Genomic DNA, 17,677 nt, shown 5'->3' on the forward strand with positions numbered 1-17,677 from the left:
CCCCTTTCCATGGTGTCACTACGGACAGCGCAAACTCACTATCGGCTAGTTGGTTTCCGAACAAGCTGACAAATCCCGAGTGCTGTTGCGCGATTACAACACCACCGCCGATGCTCACGACGCGATAAGTCCGTGTGCACGCAGTGCTGCCAGGATGTTGGCGAGACAGGCGCGCGCCACTGGGTCGCCGTCGCCTTGCCCCGGATCGGCGATCGCCGCCGCGCGCGCGCCGACCACCTGCTGCCCGTCGACCAGCACGCGCGCGGCGCGCATGACGCCGCTCTCCCACCCCGCGGCGGTGTAGGCGAGGACGCACTGGCGCGCTCGGTCCCAGGCGCGCAGCCCCTCGCGCGGCGCGACGAACTGCCAGCCCGCGCCGGTCCATCCGGTGAACGCGCCCGCCTGCCCCGCCCAGGCGCCGCGCGGCGCGGCGCCGACGATCCAGCACTGCCCCGGCAGCGGCGCCTCGGGTGGCGCGTCGACGCCGCTCGCCTCCACCGCGCAGCACAGCGCGAGGTCGATCAGCGCGAGCGCCTCGTTGTGCGTCTCCTCCTTGTGCGCCTGGCCGCTCACCAGCAGCGGCAGCGCCAGCCGCGCGGTCGTGTCGTCGCTCATCGAACGTCTCCTGCTTGCCTTGTGGTGGCCGAGCGGTGCTGACGCGAAGCCGGGACGAGCCGGCGCCCGCGCTCCAGCGCCGTCGCATCGAGGCCGTGAGGGGCGCCAGCCGACGGGCCGCGCGCACCCCCGCTGCGCCGCCGCCGCCCTGCGCGATCACACCTTCTTACCCTCTCAGCACCAGCTCCGCCGCGCGCGAGAGCGCCAGCGTGCCCTGTTGCCGAACCGCCACGCGGCGCACGCCGTGCCCCGCCGGCAGCAGCAGCGCCGGCGCCGCCACCGTCACTCGGCGCACGTCGTCGAGCGTCACGACATACAGCTCGCGCTCCTCCCCGAGCGGCACCGGGGCCTCGTCCCAGCGCCAGCCATATCGGCTGCGGCGCACCCAGCGCAGCAGCGTCGCCCCGTCCGCCGTGGCGCGCGCGCGCAGGTGCACCGGCGCGGGCGGTGCCAGCGCGCTGCCGTCGAGCACGCGCTCGGCGCCCACCGGCGCGGCGTCGCCCGCCCCCGCGGCGAGCAGGCGCAGCGTGTCGCCCGCGCGCGCGCCCGGCGGCGCCACAACGACGCTGCTCGCGCGCTCCACCAGCACGAAGCGCGCGCCCGCGGGCCAGGCCGCCGCCGCGGTGCCGCGGCGCGCGCGCAGCAGCGTGGCGAGGCGCCAGCGCCGCGGCGCGAGCTGGCGCGCGTCGGCGAACTGCACCAGCTCGTCGCCGACCAGGGCGAGGTTGGCACCGCGGTCGAGCGCGCGCGGGCCGCACGATTCCAGCGCCATGTCGTCATGCGCGAGCAGCAGCTCGATCGTGTTGGCGCGGTCCACCAGCGTCCCCGGCGCGTGCGCGAGCGGCGACGCCAGCGCGCCGATCACCGCCGCCGGCGCGGTGTCGCCCGCCGCGCTCCAGCTCGCCCCGGCGTCGTCGCTCACCAGCAGCGCGGCGCGGCGCCAGCCCGGCGCGGTGCCCGCGGTGAACACCGTCACGCCTTCTACCGCGGGCGCGGTGTCGTCGAGCGGCGGCAGCTCGGCGAGCTCGAGCAGGGTCGCGCCGACCGCGACGTCGGGCGCGCACCGCGCCGCTCCCGCGTCGGCCGGCGCCGCCTCGATGGGCGCATCGTCGAGCGCGGCGAGCTCGAGCGTCACCGCGTGCTGCTCGTAGCGCGCGCGCGTCACCCGCCACACCGCCGCCTCGCCGTCGATCCGCACCGCGACGCCGGGCCGCGCCGCCAGCGCGCGCGCGTCGAGCGTCACCGTGCACGACACGCGCGCGCGCTCGGCGCGGCGCAGCGTGTCGCGCGCCAGCGCGGCGGCGCGCGCGGCGGAGACCGTCGCGGGCAGCTCCACCGTCTCCTCGCGCCAGCCCGCGCCGCCGCGCCGCGCGTGCTGGGCGCCGACCTGATAGTCGCGCGCGACGTCGTAATACGCCACCGTCACGGCACGCGGCGCGGTCTCGACCGGGCGGCGCAGCGTCGCGCGCGCGATCGGGTCGTCGAGGGCGAGCGTCGCGTCGCAGCGGTCGGCGAGCGCGACGCCGCCGGGCACCGCGACGAACCAGCCGCCGGTGAGGCTCGCCAGCGGCGCCAGCGCGCCCGCGACGCTATCGCCGCTGGCGGCATAGCCGTCGACGGTGGCGTCGGGGCCGGGGCCGACGATGGCGCCAGCCCCGATCGCGCGCGCGACGTCGCCGACGCGCACCGGCGCCGCGTCGGCGACCACCTCGAATGACAGCATCGGTACGCGCCCGCCGAAGTCGGCGAGCTGAAGCTGCTCGAACACCGCATAGGCGATGCCGCGGAACGCGGGCGCGTCGGGCGCGTGCGCGGCGATCAGCGGGTCGGGCAGCTGGTCCTCGGTACCATGGTAGAGGCGGAAGCCGGTGGCGCTCTTCCAGTCGCCCGCGGCACCGCGCAGCAGCTGGCCGTCGGCCCAGATGCGCCGCACGTCGACGATCGCGCGCGCCGACAGCGCCACCGCGAAGGACGCGGTGTAGCCCGCGCCCCCGCCGCGCCCGCTCTTGCCGTGCGCGGCGTGAGCGGCGGGGGTGGGCTCGGTCGACCACAGCAGGGTGCCGCCCACCCGGGTCACGCCGAACAGCAGCGGCAGCGGCGTGGCGTAGGCGGCGCTCTGCACGCGCGGCTCGGCCAGCCGCGGCCCGGCGCGGTGGCGCGGCGCGAACAGCACACGGTCGAGCTGGTGCCCGAGCAGCCCGCCGATCGTGCCGCCGATCGGCCCGCCGACCGCGCGGCCGAGCGTGGAGAGGACGAGCGTGGCCATGCGGGTGCGTCTCCATGGTGATGCGGTTGGCGCGCGAGGTTGGGGGCGCCTCGTGCCCCGGCGAAGGCCGGGGCCCAGCTGGGAATGCCGGCGTGAGGTTCGCGGACGTTACCCAGCTGGACCGCGCGTCCGCCGGGGTGGTCGCTCACGGGACCGGAACCGCGCGACCTCGCTCGCCGGGCGGATCCCGGACGAAGCGCCGCTCCCGGCGCTCTGCCCCGGCGGACAGCGGGTGGGTCGATGGCGGCGGAACGCCTCGGCCTGCCAGCATCGTCCCCCACCTGAGCCCCGGCCTTTGCCGGGGAACCCTGTCGCGTGCGACCAGCCCCGCTCACCCGCGCCAGCGCCACGCCGCCACCAGCGGCCACGGCGCCTCGCCCGGGCGCTCCACCACGCGCCCGGCGACGTTGTCGGCGTGGAGGAGGCCGCGCTCGGCTCGCAGCGCGAGGTGGAGCTGCGCCGGCGAGACGCGCAGCAGCAGCACGTCGCCCGGCCGCGCGCCGTCGCACGCGACCAGCCCGGGCGGCAGCGCGAGCGGCGGCAGCGTGCCGCGGCGCAGGCGATAGTCGCGCGGCAGCGTCACCTCGGCCCCGGCGCGCGCGAGCGCCACCGCGACCAGCCCGACGCAGTCGAGCCCGAGCGCCGGGTCACGCCCCTGCGCGCGGAAGCGCACGCCGATCAGCGAGCGCGCGGCGGCGAGGACGCAAGATCCTCCCCGCGAGCGGGGAGGTGGCAGCGCGAAACGCTGACGGAGGGGGGCTTCCGCAAGCGGGCCGGCGCGAGTGCGGAAGCCCCCCTCCACGACTGCGCTGCGCGCGGCGGTTCCCAGCATCGGGTTGACCATGTCCTGCATGGTCAAGGATCGTCCGGCGGACGACTCGACCCGACGCTCCGTGCTGGGGAGGATTGAGGAGGTCTCGATCCCGCGAGGATCTCCCTCTGCGCCGATCTCCGCCACGCCAGCTCCCCTCACCCCGCCGGATAGCGCGTCAGCAGGTCGTTCCCTGGCACATAGGGCTCGCCGCGGAAGTTGACCGAACTGCCGAACCGCCCCGCGCAGGACGCGAGCCTCTTGTCGCAGCCCTCCACAAGCTCCACCAGCGTCCCCGCCGCCACCGCGTGCGGCGGCGCTTCGTCCAGCGTCACGCCCGCGCCCGCGGAGGTCGCCACCGCGCTCACCAGCCCGGCGTTGCCGCCGCCGAACCAGCGCAGCACGCCCCCCGCATAGGCCCCCGCCACCGGCTCCGCCGCGTCGAGCGTCACCGCCACTCCCTCCGCCGCGACCACGCGCGCGAAGCGCCGCCGCGCCGCCATCATCACGCGGCAGCGGCGGTCGCCCAGCTCGGCGCGGCAGGTCGGGGCGGTGAGTTCCACCGCGGGGCGGTCGAGCCGCGCCTGCGCGCCGCTCAGCTCGGCGGTGAAGTCGCGGTCGCGCGCGGTCACGGCGCCGATCCGCCCCTCGCCGAGCGGGAGCGGCGCGGCACCCGGATCGCTCCAGTCGATCGCCAAGCAGACCACGCGCGCGCCGTCCCAGCGCCCGTCGGCAAGGTCGCGCGCGGTGATCGCCGCGGCGGTGAAGGCGCCCTCCGCCGCCATCGTGTCGGCGTCGAGCCCGCTGCCCAGCGCCACCGCGGAGGGCGTCATCCCCGGCGCGGCGCGATACACCAGCCCGTCGATGACGAGGTCGCGGTCGTGCGCGGTCAGCGCCAGCGTGACGCCGTCGCGCCGCTCGAGCCGCCAGCACAGCGCCAGCGCCAGCACCCGGTCGCTCATGCCTCGCGCAGCTCCACCAGCGGCACGCTGTGTGCGCTGCCTGCCAGATAGGTGGCGCGCGCGACGCTCAGCCGGTCCTCGGCGAAACGCACCGGCACGTCGAAGTCGAACGACGCGGTCACCGCCGCGCCGGCCGCGGGCGCGTCGTCGAGCACGATCACGCCGAGCGGCTCCAGCGTGAACGCCGCGGTCGCCGCCCCCGCCACCGCGACGCGCAGCGTTCCCGCCACCGGTCGCGTGATCCGCCGCGTCGCCGCGCCGTAGCGAGTCACCAGCGCGAAACGCCGTGTCGCGCCGTCGCCATGGCCCAGCACGACCTCCCTCGCCTGCCAGTCGAACGGGTCGCGCAGCCGGAAGCCGCGCGCCGGCCCCTGGCGCGCGCGATAGAAGGCGAGCAGCAGCGCGATATCCGCCTCGCTGCGCACGCCGGGGCCGACGTCGTAGCGGGTGCGCGCCTCGGCCCAGGCGACGGTGCGCGTCTCGTGCCCGCCCGCGCTGGTCGTCACCGCGGTGGAGAAGCCCGGCGCCACCTCGGCCTCGCGCCCCAGCGCGAGCGGGAACAGCACGTCGTCGAACGCGTCCATGTCATCTTCCCCCTGCCAGTAGACCAGCCCGTCGCGCAGCACCTGCGGCAGCGCCCAGAGGTAGCGCGCCGCCACGCCGCGCCGCCGCGCCGCCGCTGCCGCGGCGAGGATCGGCGCCCATTCGCCGCTGTCGTCGGCGCGCAGCACGAAGCCGGCGAGATACTCCTGCCGCTCCGCCGGGTAGCCGAGCGTCGCGCCCACCAGCGCGGCACCGCGCTCGCTCGCGCCGGTCGCGCCCGCGGTGACCCAGTCGTAATCCTCGAGCTGGAGCCGGTCGAAGGCGGGCGCGGCCCAGTCGCTCGGCAGGTTGAGCCGCCGCGCGCCCGGCATGGCGGGATCGAGCAGGGTCGGCAGGTAGATCAGCAGATAGGTCACGCACTCCGGCCAGTCGCCGCACACCGCCGCCACCAGCGCGGCGGTGGAGCGCGCCAGCGCGGCGGCGGCGCGGTCGAGCGTCGCGAGTTGCGCGGCGTCGAACGCGCCACGCAGCGAGGGAACCGCCACCGGCTGGAGCGCGGCGCGCGCGCTCGCGTCGTAGAGGCAGGGTCGCGCGTCGGCGGTGATCCACCACCACGGCTCGCCGACCTGGAAGCGTGGCGCCAGACCCGCGCCCACGCCGATCGCGACGAAGGCGCGCGCCACCGCGTGCAGATAGTCCATCGCGCCCGCGTGGGTCGGCGACAGCAGCGTCGAGGGTGGGTCCCAGCCGGTCAGCGCGGGGGCGCCATCGGCGGCGCGCTGTTTCCAGTCGTCCCAGCAATGCCGGTCGAGCAGCTCGTAGGAGAGCGACCAGATCAGCTCATAGCCGAGCCGCGCCGCGCGCCGCGCCAGATCGGCGTGCCAGGCGGCGCAGGGCGCGTTGAGCGTGCCGCCGCGGCGGCTCACCAGCCAGCGCGTGTCCGCGCCACCGCCCACCGCCTCGAGCCGGAAATAGTGGCTCATCCCGACATAATGGTCGATCGCGCCGCGATAGCCGAGCTGGAGCGCGTTGCGCAGCAGCCGCGCCGGGGTGAGGTGGTAATGGTCGTCGTAGCCGCTCGCCACGCGCAGGTCGTGCGCGGGCACCACCACGTCGCCGATCGCCAGCACCGCGCCCGCGCCGTCGACGGTGATGCCGCTGAGCTCGGCCCAGCCCTCCGCCGGCGCGTCGAGCGGCGCGTCCCCCCGGTCGTAGCCGGGCGCGACCAGCGAGACGAACAGCCGGTCGATGTCGCCCGCCCAGACCGGATCGCGGTCGGCCGGCAGCGCGAAGCCGGCGTCGAGCGCGGCGAAGTCGAGCGTCACCTCGGCGTCCTCGGGCGCGCCCTTGGCGTAGTTCCACAGCCGCACGTACCAGGCGCGCGCCCGACCGGCGGCGTCGCGCCCCTCGATCGTCAGCGTCGGCCCGTCGACCTGGTCGAGCGCGCGTATCCCGTGGGAGCGCCAGCGGAAGCGCAGCCGGCAGGCGCGATAGTCGCGCGCGGTGTCGTAGCCGAGCAGCGGATGGTCGTGGCGGTCGACGCTCTCCCAGATGATCCCGGCGAGATCGTCGCGGCGGTAGAACACCGCGTCGACGCGCAGCACGTCGGGCGCGGGGTTGGTCGCCGCCGCCATCATCGGGCGCGGGAAGTTGACCGTCCAGTAGCGCGGGTCGAAGCGGGTGAGCCAGTCGGTCGCCTGTTCGGCGCGCTGCGTGGCGAGCCAATAGGGCATCACTCCGCCTCCTCGAGCGCGGCGCGCACCGCGCGCGCCACCTGCCGTGCCGATCGCTCCAGCGCGCGCGGCGCCTCGCCCGCGTGCGCGTTGACCGTGATGGCGAGCCGCAGGTCGCCGCGGCGCGACGGCGCCGCGGTCTCGCGCAGCAGGTCGATCCCACCGGCGCTTCGCTGGATCGGGAAGGACGGCATCGGCGCGCCACGCTCGCGCCCGCCGCCCCCGCCGTGGCCCAGTCCGAACAGCCCGCCGAGCAATCCGGTGAGCAGCCCGGTCGCCCCGCCGCCGCCGGTGACGCTGGCGACGCCGTCGCGCAGCGCCGCGCGCGCCACCGCGTCCATCGCCCCCATCGCCACGCCGCGCAGCTCGTCCAGCCCAAGCTTGCCCTTGCGCACCGCCTCGAGCAGCGCGTGCTCCAGCCCGCGCCCGGCGCGCGCGGCGCCGAGCGCGAACGGGCCCTCGACCTGGCCGCGCATCGTGTCGAGGTCGCGCGCGAAACCGGCGGTGTCGGCGCGCACGCCGATCACCAGCCGCTCGATCTCCTCATCCATCGGGGAACATCTCCTGCAAGCGCGCGCGCAGCGCGGCGTCGGGGGGCGGGGGTCGCTCGGGCGCGAGCGCTTCGCCCGGCGCGGCGAGCTCGGCGGGCGTGGCGCGCCAGAATTCGTCCGGGCGCCAGCCGAGCGCGAGCGCGGCCAGCCCGGCGAGCCGCGTCGCCGCCGCCGCGAAGGTGGCGTCGGCCATCTCGTCGCTCTCAGGCGCGCTCATCGTCCCGCGAGCACCTGGCGCAGCAGCGCGTGGAACGCCGGCGTGGCGGCGGCGAGCCCGCCCGCCACCAGCGCCTCGCCGAGCGCGTCGCGGGTGAGCGCGGCGGGCCAGTCGTGGCGGCAGTGCCAGAACAGCGCCACCAGCTCGGCCAGCGCGAGCTGCCCCGCCGCGGCGCGCTCGACCAGCGCGAACAGCGGCCCCAGCTCCTGCTCGGCCGCGACCAGCGCGGCGAAGCTCGGGCGCAGCACCAAGCTCTCCCCCGCGACGCGGATCGCCGCCTCGCCCCTCGCGGGATTGGCGGGCGCGGGGTTCGCGGCCGCGCTCATGCCGCCACCACCGCGCCCGAGCTCTCCAGCGCCAGCGTGTAGCTGCGCTCGCCGTTGTAATCGCCGGCATAGTCGAGCTTGGTGACGAGGAAGCGCCCGGCCAGCGCCTCGCCGCTCTCGAAGGTGAGCCGATAGTCGTCGAGCGTCCCCGCCAGCGCGCTGGCGCGCACGCGCGCCTCCGCGGCGGAGCCGGTGAAGATCCCCGCCGCGGCGACGCTGACCGAGCGCACGCCCGCGCCGGAGAGCAGTTCGCGCCAGCCGCCCGAATCCTTGTTGGTGATCGCGACCGCCTCGCCGTTGACGCTGAGCTGCGTGGTGCGCAGCCCCGCGACGGTGCGATGGCCGCCCGCGCCGTCCGCCACCTTGAGCAGGAACGCGCTGCCTCTCTCCGCTGCCATGTCGGTTCTCCTGGTTGATGATGTGATCCGCGGCGGCCAATCCCGTGATCCGCGTTCTATTCCCGTCATCCCCGCGAGGGCGGGGATCCAGACACGCTGACGCGCCGGCTCCTTCGTGGACATCGGCGCCGAAGCCCCGGCCGCTGAGCACGCGGGAAGAAGGCAGAGCCGTGCGCGCCGCTCTTCGATCGTGAGACCCGCGCGTCTGCATCCCCGCCTTCGCGGGGATGACGGAGGGAGCAAGGATGACGGAAAGAGGAGGAACGATGGAGGGAGGCGGTCGTGCTCGGCGGCGACACGCGAGTGTCGCTGGTCTCGACCACGCCGAGCGCCAGCGCCGCCCTCCTCACCCCGCCCGCAGCATCCTTACGCGGACGTCGACCAGCGCGGCCCAGCGCGCCGGCGCCTCCGCCACCAGCGCGAGCCGCACCGGGGCGACGCTCACCACCTGCCACGCGCCCGCGCGCGCCGGCAACGCGAGCAACGCCGCCTCCGCCGCCGCCGCGAGCCGCTCGGCGCGCGCGCCGTTCTCGCCCTCGTCGCGGATCGTCACGCCCAGCCGCAGCTCGCGCCCGTCGTGCGTCTTGCTGCCCCAATCGGTCGCGGCGAGCTCGCGCAGCAGCGCATAGGGCACCGCCGCGCGCGGCGCGCTGCCGTCGAACACGCGCGTCACGCCGATGTCGCGCAGCGCCGCCAGCGCCGCCGCGCGCAGTGCCGCGGAGGCGCCCTCCGCCGCGCCGCTCACGCGCGCCACCAGCCGAGCCGCGGGTCGGCGAGCCAGCGCCGCACCAGCCCGCGCCCGCTCACCGCGACGCCCTCGTCGACGAGCTCGACCCGCGCGCCGGGCAGCAGCGCGCGCAGCCGCGCCGCGACGCGCGTGCGGGCCGCGGCGACGTGACGCGCGGCGATCCGCTCCACCGTGCCGCTCACGCGCGCGCCTCCGCGGCCAGCCGCAGCGTCCGGTGCGGTCGCCACAGCGCGGTGACCGCGGCGGGCAGCGGCGTCGCGCCGCCGCGATCGGCGAAGAGATAGGCCGCGAGCAGCACCGCGCCATGGCGCAGCGCGGGCGGCAGCCCGGCCCAGTCGCCCGCCAGCCCCGCGGTGAAGCTGATCTCGGCCGGCGCGGCGGTGCGGACCCAGCCGATGCCCTGCTCGTCGATGTCGACCATCGCCGCGGCGGGCGCCTCGACGTGGCGCACCGGGCGCGCGGGCAGCGGCTGCCACGCGGCGCGCGCGGGCAGCGCCGCGACCAGCGCGCGCGCGATCAGCACCTGCCCGAGGAACAGCTCGGCGGCGCCGAGCGCGGTCTCGACCAGCGCGAGCGCGAGCGCGTCGTCATCGGTGGCGGCAGCGCGCAGCTCGGCGCGCAGCGCAGTCAGCGCGGCGCCGCGATCGGCCTCGCCCAGCGCCACCGTGCCGGGCGCGCCGCTGAGGATCGGCATGACGGTTCTCCTGATGTGGGTAGAACTAGATCCTCCCCGGCACGGGGAGGGGGACCATGCGAAGCATGGTGGAGGGGGCTGTCCACTCACGCGCCGGTGAGTTAGCGGAGAGCCCCCTCCACCACCCGGCTGCGCCGGGCGGTCCCCCTCCCCGCCGTGCGGGGAGGAGTTAGCTCCTCACTTCTCCACGAACTTAAGCAACTTGATCGCGTCGCTGTCGCTCACGCAGCCGGCCACGCGGCGGGTCGCGTAGAAGGTGACGAAGGGCTTGTTGCTGTACGGGTCACGCAGCACCGCGGTGTCGCCGCGATCGGCGATCAGATAGCCGAGCCGGAAGTTGCCGAAGGCGATCGAGGCGCTGCCCGCCGCCACGTCGGGCATGTCCTCCGCCTCCACCACGGGATAGCCGAGCAGCGTGGCGGGCTGCGCCGCCGCCAGCCCGGGCTGCCACAGGAACTGGCCGTCGTGCGTCTTCACCTTGCGCACCTGCGCGGCGGTGGCAGCGTTCATCACGAAGCACGCGCCCTGCCGATAGGGCGCGCGCAGCGCCTGGACGAGGTCGATCAGCCGGTCCGCCGGATCGCCCGCGAAGCCCCCCGCCGCGCCGCTGGCGAGATATTGCAGCGTGCCGAACGCGCGCGCGCCGTCCGCCGCGGCGCTGGCGGGCGACGTCAGGAAGCCGCGTGGCCGCCCCGCCCCGCTGCCGCTCACGAAGGCGGCGCCCTCCGCCTTGGCGAACTCGGTCGCGATCTCGCCGGCGAGCCACGCCTCGCTGTCGAACAGCGCGTCGTCGAGCATCGCCTGGCTCGCGCTGGGGTTGGCGTAGAGCTCGCCGCCGGGCGGGACCAGCTCGTGGAAGGTCGGCGTCGCGGTGACGGGGCGCGGGTCGGTCTCGCCGGCCCAGCCGGCGGGCGTGCCGCCGCTGGTGATCAGCTTGCGATAGCCCGCGCTGCCGACCTGCACCACGTTGGCGATGGCGCGGATCGGGCTGAGGCCGACGAGCTGCGCGTCGATCGTGCCGTCGAGCTGGGTCGGGATCGCCACCCCGCCCTGCTCCCCGGTGGTGCCGGTGAAGGCCTTGGTCTCCAGCGTGGCGCCGGTGCGGAGATAGCGCGCGAAGGCCTCGTCGCCCTCGGGCCGTGCGCCCTCCAGCAGCGGGCGCGCGTCGACGGTGTCGGTCATGGTCGGTCTCCTTCTTGGGGGTGAGTGAGGCTGTGATGGAGCCGTCGCGCTCGTGAGCACGGGCGGCGGCGTCGAGCGACGACGGGGACGCTGAGACGGTCGCTCCCCCGCGTCCTCGCGGGAGCGTCACGACGGCGCCGTGCCGAGCGTGCCGGACGTGAGCGCGGGCGGGTCGCCCGCCCACCAGTCGACCAATGCCCCGGGCTGCATCGGCACCGCGACGAGGCTGACCTCGACCAGCTCGGCCGCGACGATCGCGCGGTGCGCGCCCTGGCGCACGGTCCGCGCGCGATACGCCACCGAGAAGCCCGGCAACGCGCCGCCGCGCACCGCGCGCGCCACCGCCGCGTCGTCGACCCGCGCCGCCACCAGCAGCCCGCGCGCGTCCGGCTCGAGCCGCAGCAGCGCCCCCACCGGCGCGCCGCGATGCTGGCACAGCAGCGGCACGAGGCGCGGGGCGGCGCCGAACACGCCCGCGCGCAGCACGTCGCCCGCGCGGTCGACGCGGTCCCACACGGCGGCAAAGCCGCCGCAGCGCAGGCCGCCGCTCACTTGCCGTCCCCGCCGAGGTCGACGCCGAGCCGCATCGCCAGCCCGAGCAGCAGCAGCGCGCCGAGCGTCCGCGTCACCCAGCCGAGCAGCGCGCGCCACGCCGAGCGCTTCGCCGCGCGCCACGTCTGAAGCAGCTCGCGCAGTGCGGCGACGTCGCCCGCCGCGCCCGCGTCGGCGAGCCCGAGCCGGGTGAGCGCGCGCGTCGCGCCCAGTTCGCCGGCCTGCTCGGCCACCGCGCGCAGCCCCGCCGGGTCGGCGCCTTCCGCCGCCAGCTGGGCGAGCAGCTGCGCCAGCACCGCGGCGCTGCCCTCGTCGTGCGCCGCGCTCATTGCCAGTCCACCATCGCGCGCTTCTCCTCGGGCGTGAGGAAGTCCGCCGCCGCCGCCATCCGCCACAGCCGCTCGCGGTCCTCGGCCAGCGCGGGCACGCGGTCGAGGTCGACCCGCACCGTCGCGTCGCCGCACCAGCGCGCCAGCCCGGCGGCGAGCCCGGTGAGGATCGCGTCGGCGAGCGGCAGCACGGTCAGCCGCCACAAAGCGCGGTTGGCCTCGGCGTAATTGGCATGGGTCGAGTCGCCGGGCAGGCCGAGCAGCATCGGCGGCACCCCGAAGGCCAGCGCGATCTCGCGCGCCGCCGCCGCCTTGGTGCCCGCGAAGTCCATGTCGGCGGGGGTGAGGCTGAGGGGTTGCCACGTCAGCCCGCCCTCGAGCAGCAGCGGCCGGCCGGCGTTGCTCGCGCCGGCGAAGCCCGCGTCCATCTCGTCGCGCAACCGGCGGAACTGGTCGGGCGAGAGCGCCGCGCCGTCGCGCGCGTCATACACCAGCGCGCCCGAGGGCCGCGCGGCATTGTCGAGCAGCGCCTTGCTCCACGCCGCCGCGGCATTGTGGATCGCCACCGCGGGCGCGGCGGCGCCGAGGCAGCCCAGGCCGTAATGGTCGTCGAGCGGGTGGAAGCGGCGCAGGTGGATCACCGCCTCGGGCGCGAGCCGCGTGGCGCGCGCGCCGACGCGGTAGAGGAAGGCGGCGGGCCAGCCGTCGGCGCCGAGCTCGACGCTCACCCGCTCGGGCCGCAGCGGGTAGAGCGCGGCGGGTGTGCCGTCGGCGTCGCGCAGCGGCTGGACGAAGGCGTTGCCGTGGAGCAGCAGCTGCGCCGCGACGGTCTCGAGCAGCCCGGGCGCGGCGATCAGCCCGCGCAGCCCGTCGTCGTCGCAGGCGAGCGGCGCGCTGGCGACGCTCTCGGCGACGAGCCGCACCGCGCGCTGCGCGATGGCGTTGCCGCAATAGCCCGCGCGCACCTGCGCCTCATAGCCCTGCGGCCAGGCGGCGGGCGGCGGCGGCGCGGCGATGCCCGACGCGCGCGCGAGCGGCGGCCGCGCCGCCGCGGGGGCGGGCGCGGTCTTGCGGAACCAGGCCATGCAAGGGTCTCCTCGATTGGTGGTGTCGGCGGTGTCGGCGGGCGGCGGTGGTGACCGCGCCGGAGGCGGGCCGCGGGACGGGTGCGGCAAGCGGCGGCGTCGGCGGCACGGGGCGCGCGCCAAGCCGATCCGGACCGGCATGTCGCGGCCGTTCGCACCACGCCAACCCGACCGGCACTCCCGCCCGAACCTCGACCGTCCTCCCCCGACCGTCATCCCCGCGCCGACCGCGACCGTCACCCGCGCCCCCACCTCAACCGTCATTCCCGCGAAGGCGGGGATCCAGACGCGTGGAGCGTCGAGGGAGCCGCTACGTCGGCGTGTATGGATCCCCGCCTGCGCGGGGATGACGAAGGAAGGGGTCGTCCCCGCCTCTCCTCAACCGTCATCCCCGCAGAAGCGGGATTCAGACGCGTGGACCATCGAGGGACTCGCCACGTCAGCGTGTATGGATCCGTGCCGTCGCAGGGATGACGAAGTAAGGGGTCGTCACCGCCTCTCCTCAACCGTCATCCCCGAGCAGGCGGGGATCCAGACGCGCGGACCGTCGAGGGAGCCGCCACGTCCGCGTGTATGGATCCCTGCCGTCGCAGGGATGACGAAGACAGGGGTCGTCACCGCCTCTCCTCAACCGTCATCCCCGCGTAGGCGGGGATCCAGACGCGTGGACCGTCGAGGGAGCCGCCACGTCCGCGTGTATGGATCCCTGCCTTCGCAGGGATGACGAAGTAAGGGGTCGTCACCGCCTCTCCTCAACCGTCATCCCCGCGCAGGCGGGGATCCAGACGCGTGGACCGTCAAGGAAGCCGCCACGTCAGCGTGTATGGATCCCTGCCTTCGCAGGGATGACGAAGGAGCGGTCATAGCGACGTCAGGCGAGCCACGGTCAACGCGGCGCAGGTCCTGTTCCCGCCGTGACCGACGCAGAGGAGAACCGCGGCCCGCGCGTCGCTACCTACCGCCGCTTCAGCAGCGTCTCCACGCTGTCGTCGACGGTGCCGACCTTGCCCGGCTCGTGCCCCGCCTCCTTCTCCAGCGCGGCGCGGATCGCCTCGATCTGGCGGTCGGTCATATGCTCGATGCCGATGAACTCGCCGCGCGCCTGGTCGAGCGCGCGGATGATCTCGTCGAGCTTGGCCTGCACCGCCGCGGCGTCGCGGTTCTGCGAGTTCTGGATCACGAACACCATCAGGAAGGTCACCAGCGAGGTGCCGGTGTTGATGATCAGCTGCCACGTGTCCGACCAGCCGAAGATCGGCCCCGTCACCGCCCAGGCGAGGATCGTTGCCAGCGCCAGCGCGAACGTCACCGGCTGGCCCGAGGCAGACGCGATCCGGGTCGCGAGCGCGGCGAAGACACGTTCCATCATCCGCGCATCCTGCCACCGCGCCGCGAGCCCGGCCTTAGCGTGGATCAAGCCGCCCGACGCCGCTCACCCTCACAGCACGCGCACCCGCACCGCCCCGCCCTCGCCCAGCAGCAGCGCGGTGAGCGCCCAGACGCAGGCGTCGGCGCGGTCGGGCGAGCGGCCCGGACCCTCGTAGCCGCCGCCCGCGACCAGCCCGGCGAGCTCGTCCTCCAGCGCGGGGAAGGCGCGCGCGTGCCATACCCGTCCGGTCTCGTAGAGCGCCGCCACCGGCTCGGCGCGCGCCGCCTTGCCGCGCGTGGCGTGGACCAGCCGCAGCGGCAAAGCGGCGTCGGCGGCGCGCAGCACCTGCGCCACCATCTCGCCGCCCTGGTTGGCCTCGGCCACCACGCGCTCGGCGGCGTGGCGCGCGGCGCAGGCGGCGACCGCGCGCGCCCAGCGCTCGGGGCTGGCGCCGGTCACGCTCGCGTCTTCCAGCACATAGCCGTGGCCGTCGCGCCCCAGCCCGGCGGCGACGATGCCGCAGGCGTCGCCGTCGCTGCCCGCGGGCGGGTCGACCCCCACCACCACGCGCACCAGCACCGGCACCGCGGCGGCGCGCTGGCGCTCGAGCAGCGCGCGCGGCCAGAGCGCGCCGGCGACGTCCTCGATCAGCTCGCCGTCGAGCTCCTGCCGGCCGAGCCGGGTCGCGCCGTACTGCGCCGCGACCGCGGCGACGAAGGCGCGCGGCAGATGCGGGTTGTCGCGCGTGCGCCCGCGCGTCACCGCGGTGTCGGGCGCGGCGGCGAGGCGGCGCAGCAGCGCGGTGGCGCGCGGCGTCGTCGTCACCAGCGTGCGCGGCGACTCGCCGAGCCGCAGCCCCAGCATCAGATTGTCCCAGGCGGCGGCGCCGCGCCATTTGCCGAGCTCGTCGGCCCAGGCGAGATGATGCTCGGGGCCGCGCAGCCCCTCGGGTGCGGCGGCGGAATAGACTTGCGCCACCGCGCCGCCATCGAAGCGCAGCTCGCCCAGGCTCGGCCGCCACACCGCACCGCCGGCGTACCGCGCCACCGCGAGCAGCCCGCTCGGCCCCTCCACCATCACGCGCCGCGCGTCGTCCTCGGTGGCGCCGACCAGCGCGATCCGCGCCTCCGGCCGCGCGCGCGCGATCGCGGCGACCCACTCGGCGCCGGCGCGAGTCTTGCCGAAGCCGCGCCCGGCCTGGATCAGCCACACGCGCCAGTCGCCGTCCGGCGCGAGCTGCCCCGGATGCGCCCAGCTCGCCCAGTCGGCGACGAGCGCGCGGCGGGTCGCCTCGTCCAGCGTCTCGAACACCGGCGCGGCGTCGGCGGGATCGAACCGACGCAGCGCGCGCAGCGAGCGGGTGAGCGGCGCGGTCATGCCCACACCCGCGGGCGCGGCGCGGCGCTGACGCCGTGGGGCGGCGCTGCAGCCGGGCAGGCGGAACGGCGCGCACCGTCGCGGGCGTCGAACCCGGCTGGCGGAATGTCGGGGACGGCGGCACCGACCGCGACGGGCGGCGCCGCTCGCAGCGGCGCGACCGAACCGAGCGGGCGGACGGGGATATTGACGGCGGAGCGGTTCTCCCGTTCTTCCGACGCGCTCGACCGCTTGGGCCGCGCTTCGTGCGTCGCCGAGCAGATCGCGGTGACGGACGGGTCCGCGGCTGTGGGCCACCCGGCGTTCGGCGAAGCCTCGTGAACGTGTCCGCGTCGATCGTCGGACGGATCCTGTTCCCGCGGCGGGATCGTCCCGTCGTGCTCCCGCGCTTGCGCGAGCCCGGGAGGGTTGGACGTCGCCCGTCGGCGGTCTGCTTGACCCTCGCCTCCCGCGTGCGCCGGAAGACCATGGAGGGAAGGAGCGGCAGCGACGCTGTCGCAGAGCGCTCGTGGCGGCGGCGCCCCAGGATCGAGCAGGATCGCCACTTGCGGCGCTCGAGGCTCCTGCGCCCCCGCGGGGGCGGCAGAACAGGATGAGTCCGGCGTCGACTCGGAGGCGATGGCAGCAACACTGTCCGTGGCCGGAGCGGCGCGCGCATCGGAGCCTGTGCCCCTGCCCGCCGCGTCCGTGTCGACGCGCGGGTCGGAACCGGCCCTTTCGGCGGCGCCGGCGCCTGCGCTCGAGGCCACCGCGTCCGCGCCGACGTCCGCGTCGCGGTCGGCGGGGACGGCGACCGCTTCCTCCCGCTCGTCCCAGTCCGCCGCCGCGGCGCGCTCGACCGCGTCGACCTCGGCGGCCGCCGCGGGCGACACCGGGGCGCGACGGACACGCGGGGTGACGCCGGCATAGAGCTTCAGCCGGCGCGCCAGCTCGGCCCCGGCGGGACCGAGCGGGTCACGCTGGCGGCGCGCCGCGCGCGGCGGCGCGACCGGCACGGCGCCGGCGGCGGCGGCGCGGTGGCGGTCGAGCAGCGCCAGCGCGGCGGCGAGATCGAGCGGCGTCTCGCGCTCGAGCAGGTCGCGCAGCGCCTCCGCCTCGAGCCGCTCATACCCGATCGCGAGCGCGTCGCGCCAGGCGGCGGCGAAGCGCGCGTTGCGCCGCCGCAGCGCATAGGCCGAGACGAGCGCGACGCCGACCGCCGCCGCGGCGCGCGCCGGACAGCCGAGCATGGCGAGCTGGTCGAGAAAGAACGCGCGGGTGACGGCGTCGAGCGGGGCCGCGCGCACCGCGCCGCCGGGCACGAACGGTTCGGAGGCGGCGGCTGAGGGCGCCGCGCGACCGCCGGCCGAGCGGGCGGCGCCGCCGAGCGCGAACGTCGCGGCCTCGCCCCCTGCTGCGCGGGCGTCGGGCGCACGCGCGCGCGTCCCCGCCCCGTCCGAGCGTTCGCCCCGCATCGCCGATCTCCCGCTGAAACGCGAACGGGCCGGCGCGGCGGGAGCCTCGCCCCCGAACCGCCCGGCCCGACTCACATCATCTCGATGTTCATGCTTTGTACGCGAACAGCGTCGCGCTGTCAAGTGTCGTCTCGCCGCCGGCGGCGCCGCTCAGCCGAGCGCGCGCCCGGTGCCGGGGCTGATCGACAGGCGGCGCCCGCTGAGCGTCTCGACCTGGAGCGAGTCGCCGTCGCGCTCCACCGCGACGAAACGGTCGGGCTCGGCCGCGGGCGGCAGCTCGCCGCGCCACACCACGCGCCCGGCGCGATCGAGGCAGACGAGGTTGCGCGCGCGCGCGTCATCCTCGGCGGCGGGGGCGTAAAGCACCACGCGCCGCCCGCCCCCGATCGCGATGCTGCGCGCGACTCGCGCTGGCTCGGGCATCGGCCGCTCTCCTGTTACGCGCGGAGATACGCGGGCGCGCGC

At 76.4% G+C, this 17,677-nt stretch carries 20 protein-coding genes; all 20 read right to left on the reverse strand.

The genetic code is table 11. The features are described from left to right. Positions 1-114: 114 nt before the first annotated feature. Entirely contained in the window at positions 115-615 is a 501-nt protein-coding gene (locus FHY02_RS10385; protein WP_183921849.1) for a DUF2793 domain-containing protein, read from the reverse strand. Positions 616-781: 166 nt separating this feature from the next. Then, a complete protein-coding gene (locus FHY02_RS10390) occupies positions 782-2,881 on the reverse strand; it encodes a phage tail protein (RefSeq protein WP_183921850.1) in 2,100 nt (699 codons plus the stop codon). Positions 2,882-3,212: 331 nt separating this feature from the next. Next, positions 3,213-3,740 carry a C40 family peptidase gene (locus tag FHY02_RS10395; protein WP_260172840.1) on the reverse strand — a complete coding sequence of 176 codons (528 nt, stop codon included), beginning with the start codon at positions 3,738-3,740 and terminating at the stop codon, positions 3,213-3,215. A gap of 110 nt (positions 3,741-3,850) precedes the next feature. Next, positions 3,851-4,654, reverse strand: coding sequence for a DUF2163 domain-containing protein (locus FHY02_RS10400; RefSeq protein ID WP_183921851.1), 804 nt, complete (start codon positions 4,652-4,654; stop codon positions 3,851-3,853). Continuing rightward, entirely contained in the window at positions 4,651-6,930 is a 2,280-nt protein-coding gene (locus tag FHY02_RS10405) for a DUF2460 domain-containing protein (RefSeq protein WP_183921852.1), read from the reverse strand. The genes FHY02_RS10400 and FHY02_RS10405 overlap by 4 nt, the downstream gene beginning before the upstream one ends. Further along, a complete protein-coding gene (locus FHY02_RS10410) occupies positions 6,930-7,481 on the reverse strand; it encodes a tail tape measure protein (protein WP_183921853.1) in 552 nt (183 codons plus the stop codon). Before FHY02_RS10410 ends, FHY02_RS10405 begins: the two co-directional genes overlap by 1 nt. Beyond that, positions 7,474-7,698: a phage tail assembly chaperone gene (locus FHY02_RS10415; protein WP_260172841.1), complete on the reverse strand. Its 225-nt coding sequence runs from the start codon at positions 7,696-7,698 to the stop codon at positions 7,474-7,476. Before FHY02_RS10415 ends, FHY02_RS10410 begins: the two co-directional genes overlap by 8 nt. Beyond that, a complete protein-coding gene (locus tag FHY02_RS10420) occupies positions 7,695-8,024 on the reverse strand; it encodes a GTA-gp10 family protein (protein WP_183921854.1) in 330 nt (109 codons plus the stop codon). The genes FHY02_RS10415 and FHY02_RS10420 overlap by 4 nt, the downstream gene beginning before the upstream one ends. Beyond that, positions 8,021-8,422, reverse strand: coding sequence for a phage major tail protein, TP901-1 family (locus tag FHY02_RS10425; RefSeq protein WP_183921855.1), 402 nt, complete (start codon positions 8,420-8,422; stop codon positions 8,021-8,023). The genes FHY02_RS10420 and FHY02_RS10425 overlap by 4 nt, the downstream gene beginning before the upstream one ends. A gap of 346 nt (positions 8,423-8,768) precedes the next feature. Then, positions 8,769-9,167, reverse strand: a complete 399-nt coding sequence (locus tag FHY02_RS10430; RefSeq protein ID WP_183921856.1) for a DUF3168 domain-containing protein — start codon at positions 9,165-9,167, stop codon at positions 8,769-8,771. Continuing rightward, complete coding sequence (locus FHY02_RS10435) at positions 9,164-9,352, reverse strand: hypothetical protein (RefSeq protein ID WP_183921857.1); 189 nt, start codon at positions 9,350-9,352, stop codon at positions 9,164-9,166. Before FHY02_RS10435 ends, FHY02_RS10430 begins: the two co-directional genes overlap by 4 nt. Next, a complete protein-coding gene (locus FHY02_RS10440) occupies positions 9,349-9,864 on the reverse strand; it encodes a hypothetical protein (RefSeq protein WP_183921858.1) in 516 nt (171 codons plus the stop codon). Before FHY02_RS10440 ends, FHY02_RS10435 begins: the two co-directional genes overlap by 4 nt. A gap of 177 nt (positions 9,865-10,041) precedes the next feature. Further along, positions 10,042-11,046: a phage major capsid protein gene (locus FHY02_RS10445; RefSeq protein ID WP_183921859.1), complete on the reverse strand. Its 1,005-nt coding sequence runs from the start codon at positions 11,044-11,046 to the stop codon at positions 10,042-10,044. 126 nt (positions 11,047-11,172) lie between these two features. Then, positions 11,173-11,598 (reverse strand): HK97 family phage prohead protease, encoded by a 426-nt coding sequence (locus FHY02_RS10450; protein WP_311731816.1) that lies wholly within the window; start codon positions 11,596-11,598, stop codon positions 11,173-11,175. Further along, entirely contained in the window at positions 11,595-11,927 is a 333-nt protein-coding gene (locus tag FHY02_RS10455; RefSeq protein WP_183921860.1) for a DUF6127 family protein, read from the reverse strand. The genes FHY02_RS10450 and FHY02_RS10455 overlap by 4 nt, the downstream gene beginning before the upstream one ends. After that, a complete protein-coding gene (locus FHY02_RS10460) occupies positions 11,924-13,012 on the reverse strand; it encodes a phage portal protein (RefSeq protein WP_183921861.1) in 1,089 nt (362 codons plus the stop codon). The genes FHY02_RS10455 and FHY02_RS10460 overlap by 4 nt, the downstream gene beginning before the upstream one ends. Positions 13,013-13,967: 955 nt before the next feature. Continuing rightward, complete coding sequence (locus FHY02_RS10465; RefSeq protein ID WP_183922049.1) at positions 13,968-14,378, reverse strand: low affinity iron permease family protein; 411 nt, start codon at positions 14,376-14,378, stop codon at positions 13,968-13,970. 72 nt (positions 14,379-14,450) lie between these two features. Beyond that, positions 14,451-15,758, reverse strand: coding sequence for a DNA-packaging protein (locus FHY02_RS10470; protein WP_183921862.1), 1,308 nt, complete (start codon positions 15,756-15,758; stop codon positions 14,451-14,453). After that, entirely contained in the window at positions 15,755-17,212 is a 1,458-nt protein-coding gene (locus FHY02_RS10475; protein ID WP_183921863.1) for a hypothetical protein, read from the reverse strand. The genes FHY02_RS10470 and FHY02_RS10475 overlap by 4 nt, the downstream gene beginning before the upstream one ends. Before the next feature lie 150 nt (positions 17,213-17,362). Beyond that, positions 17,363-17,635, reverse strand: a complete 273-nt coding sequence (locus FHY02_RS10480; protein WP_183921864.1) for a hypothetical protein — start codon at positions 17,633-17,635, stop codon at positions 17,363-17,365. Positions 17,636-17,677 lie beyond the last annotated feature (42 nt).

This window comes from Sphingomonas sp. BK069, assembly GCF_014193405.1.
Lineage (GTDB): Bacteria > Pseudomonadota > Alphaproteobacteria > Sphingomonadales > Sphingomonadaceae > Sphingomonas.

Coding starts and splice junctions, on each gene's coding strand:
- FHY02_RS10460 (WP_183921861.1), bottom strand. CDS start 13,012: ATGGCCTGGTTCCGCAAGACCGCGCCCGCCCCCGCGGCGGCGCGGCCG.
- FHY02_RS10440 (WP_183921858.1), bottom strand. CDS start 9,864: ATGCCGATCCTCAGCGGCGCGCCCGGCACGGTGGCGCTGGGCGAGGCC.
- FHY02_RS10390 (WP_183921850.1), bottom strand. CDS start 2,881: ATGGCCACGCTCGTCCTCTCCACGCTCGGCCGCGCGGTCGGCGGGCCG.
- FHY02_RS10405 (WP_183921852.1), bottom strand. CDS start 6,930: ATGCCCTATTGGCTCGCCACGCAGCGCGCCGAACAGGCGACCGACTGG.
- FHY02_RS10410 (WP_183921853.1), bottom strand. CDS start 7,481: ATGGATGAGGAGATCGAGCGGCTGGTGATCGGCGTGCGCGCCGACACC.
- FHY02_RS10455 (WP_183921860.1), bottom strand. CDS start 11,927: ATGAGCGCGGCGCACGACGAGGGCAGCGCCGCGGTGCTGGCGCAGCTG.
- FHY02_RS10415 (WP_260172841.1), bottom strand. CDS start 7,698: ATGAGCGCGCCTGAGAGCGACGAGATGGCCGACGCCACCTTCGCGGCG.
- FHY02_RS10400 (WP_183921851.1), bottom strand. CDS start 4,654: ATGAGCGACCGGGTGCTGGCGCTGGCGCTGTGCTGGCGGCTCGAGCGG.
- FHY02_RS10470 (WP_183921862.1), bottom strand. CDS start 15,758: ATGACCGCGCCGCTCACCCGCTCGCTGCGCGCGCTGCGTCGGTTCGAT.
- FHY02_RS10480 (WP_183921864.1), bottom strand. CDS start 17,635: ATGCCCGAGCCAGCGCGAGTCGCGCGCAGCATCGCGATCGGGGGCGGG.
- FHY02_RS10420 (WP_183921854.1), bottom strand. CDS start 8,024: ATGAGCGCGGCCGCGAACCCCGCGCCCGCCAATCCCGCGAGGGGCGAG.
- FHY02_RS10465 (WP_183922049.1), bottom strand. CDS start 14,378: ATGGAACGTGTCTTCGCCGCGCTCGCGACCCGGATCGCGTCTGCCTCG.
- FHY02_RS10445 (WP_183921859.1), bottom strand. CDS start 11,046: ATGACCGACACCGTCGACGCGCGCCCGCTGCTGGAGGGCGCACGGCCC.
- FHY02_RS10475 (WP_183921863.1), bottom strand. CDS start 17,212: ATGCGGGGCGAACGCTCGGACGGGGCGGGGACGCGCGCGCGTGCGCCC.
- FHY02_RS10425 (WP_183921855.1), bottom strand. CDS start 8,422: ATGGCAGCGGAGAGAGGCAGCGCGTTCCTGCTCAAGGTGGCGGACGGC.
- FHY02_RS10385 (WP_183921849.1), bottom strand. CDS start 615: ATGAGCGACGACACGACCGCGCGGCTGGCGCTGCCGCTGCTGGTGAGC.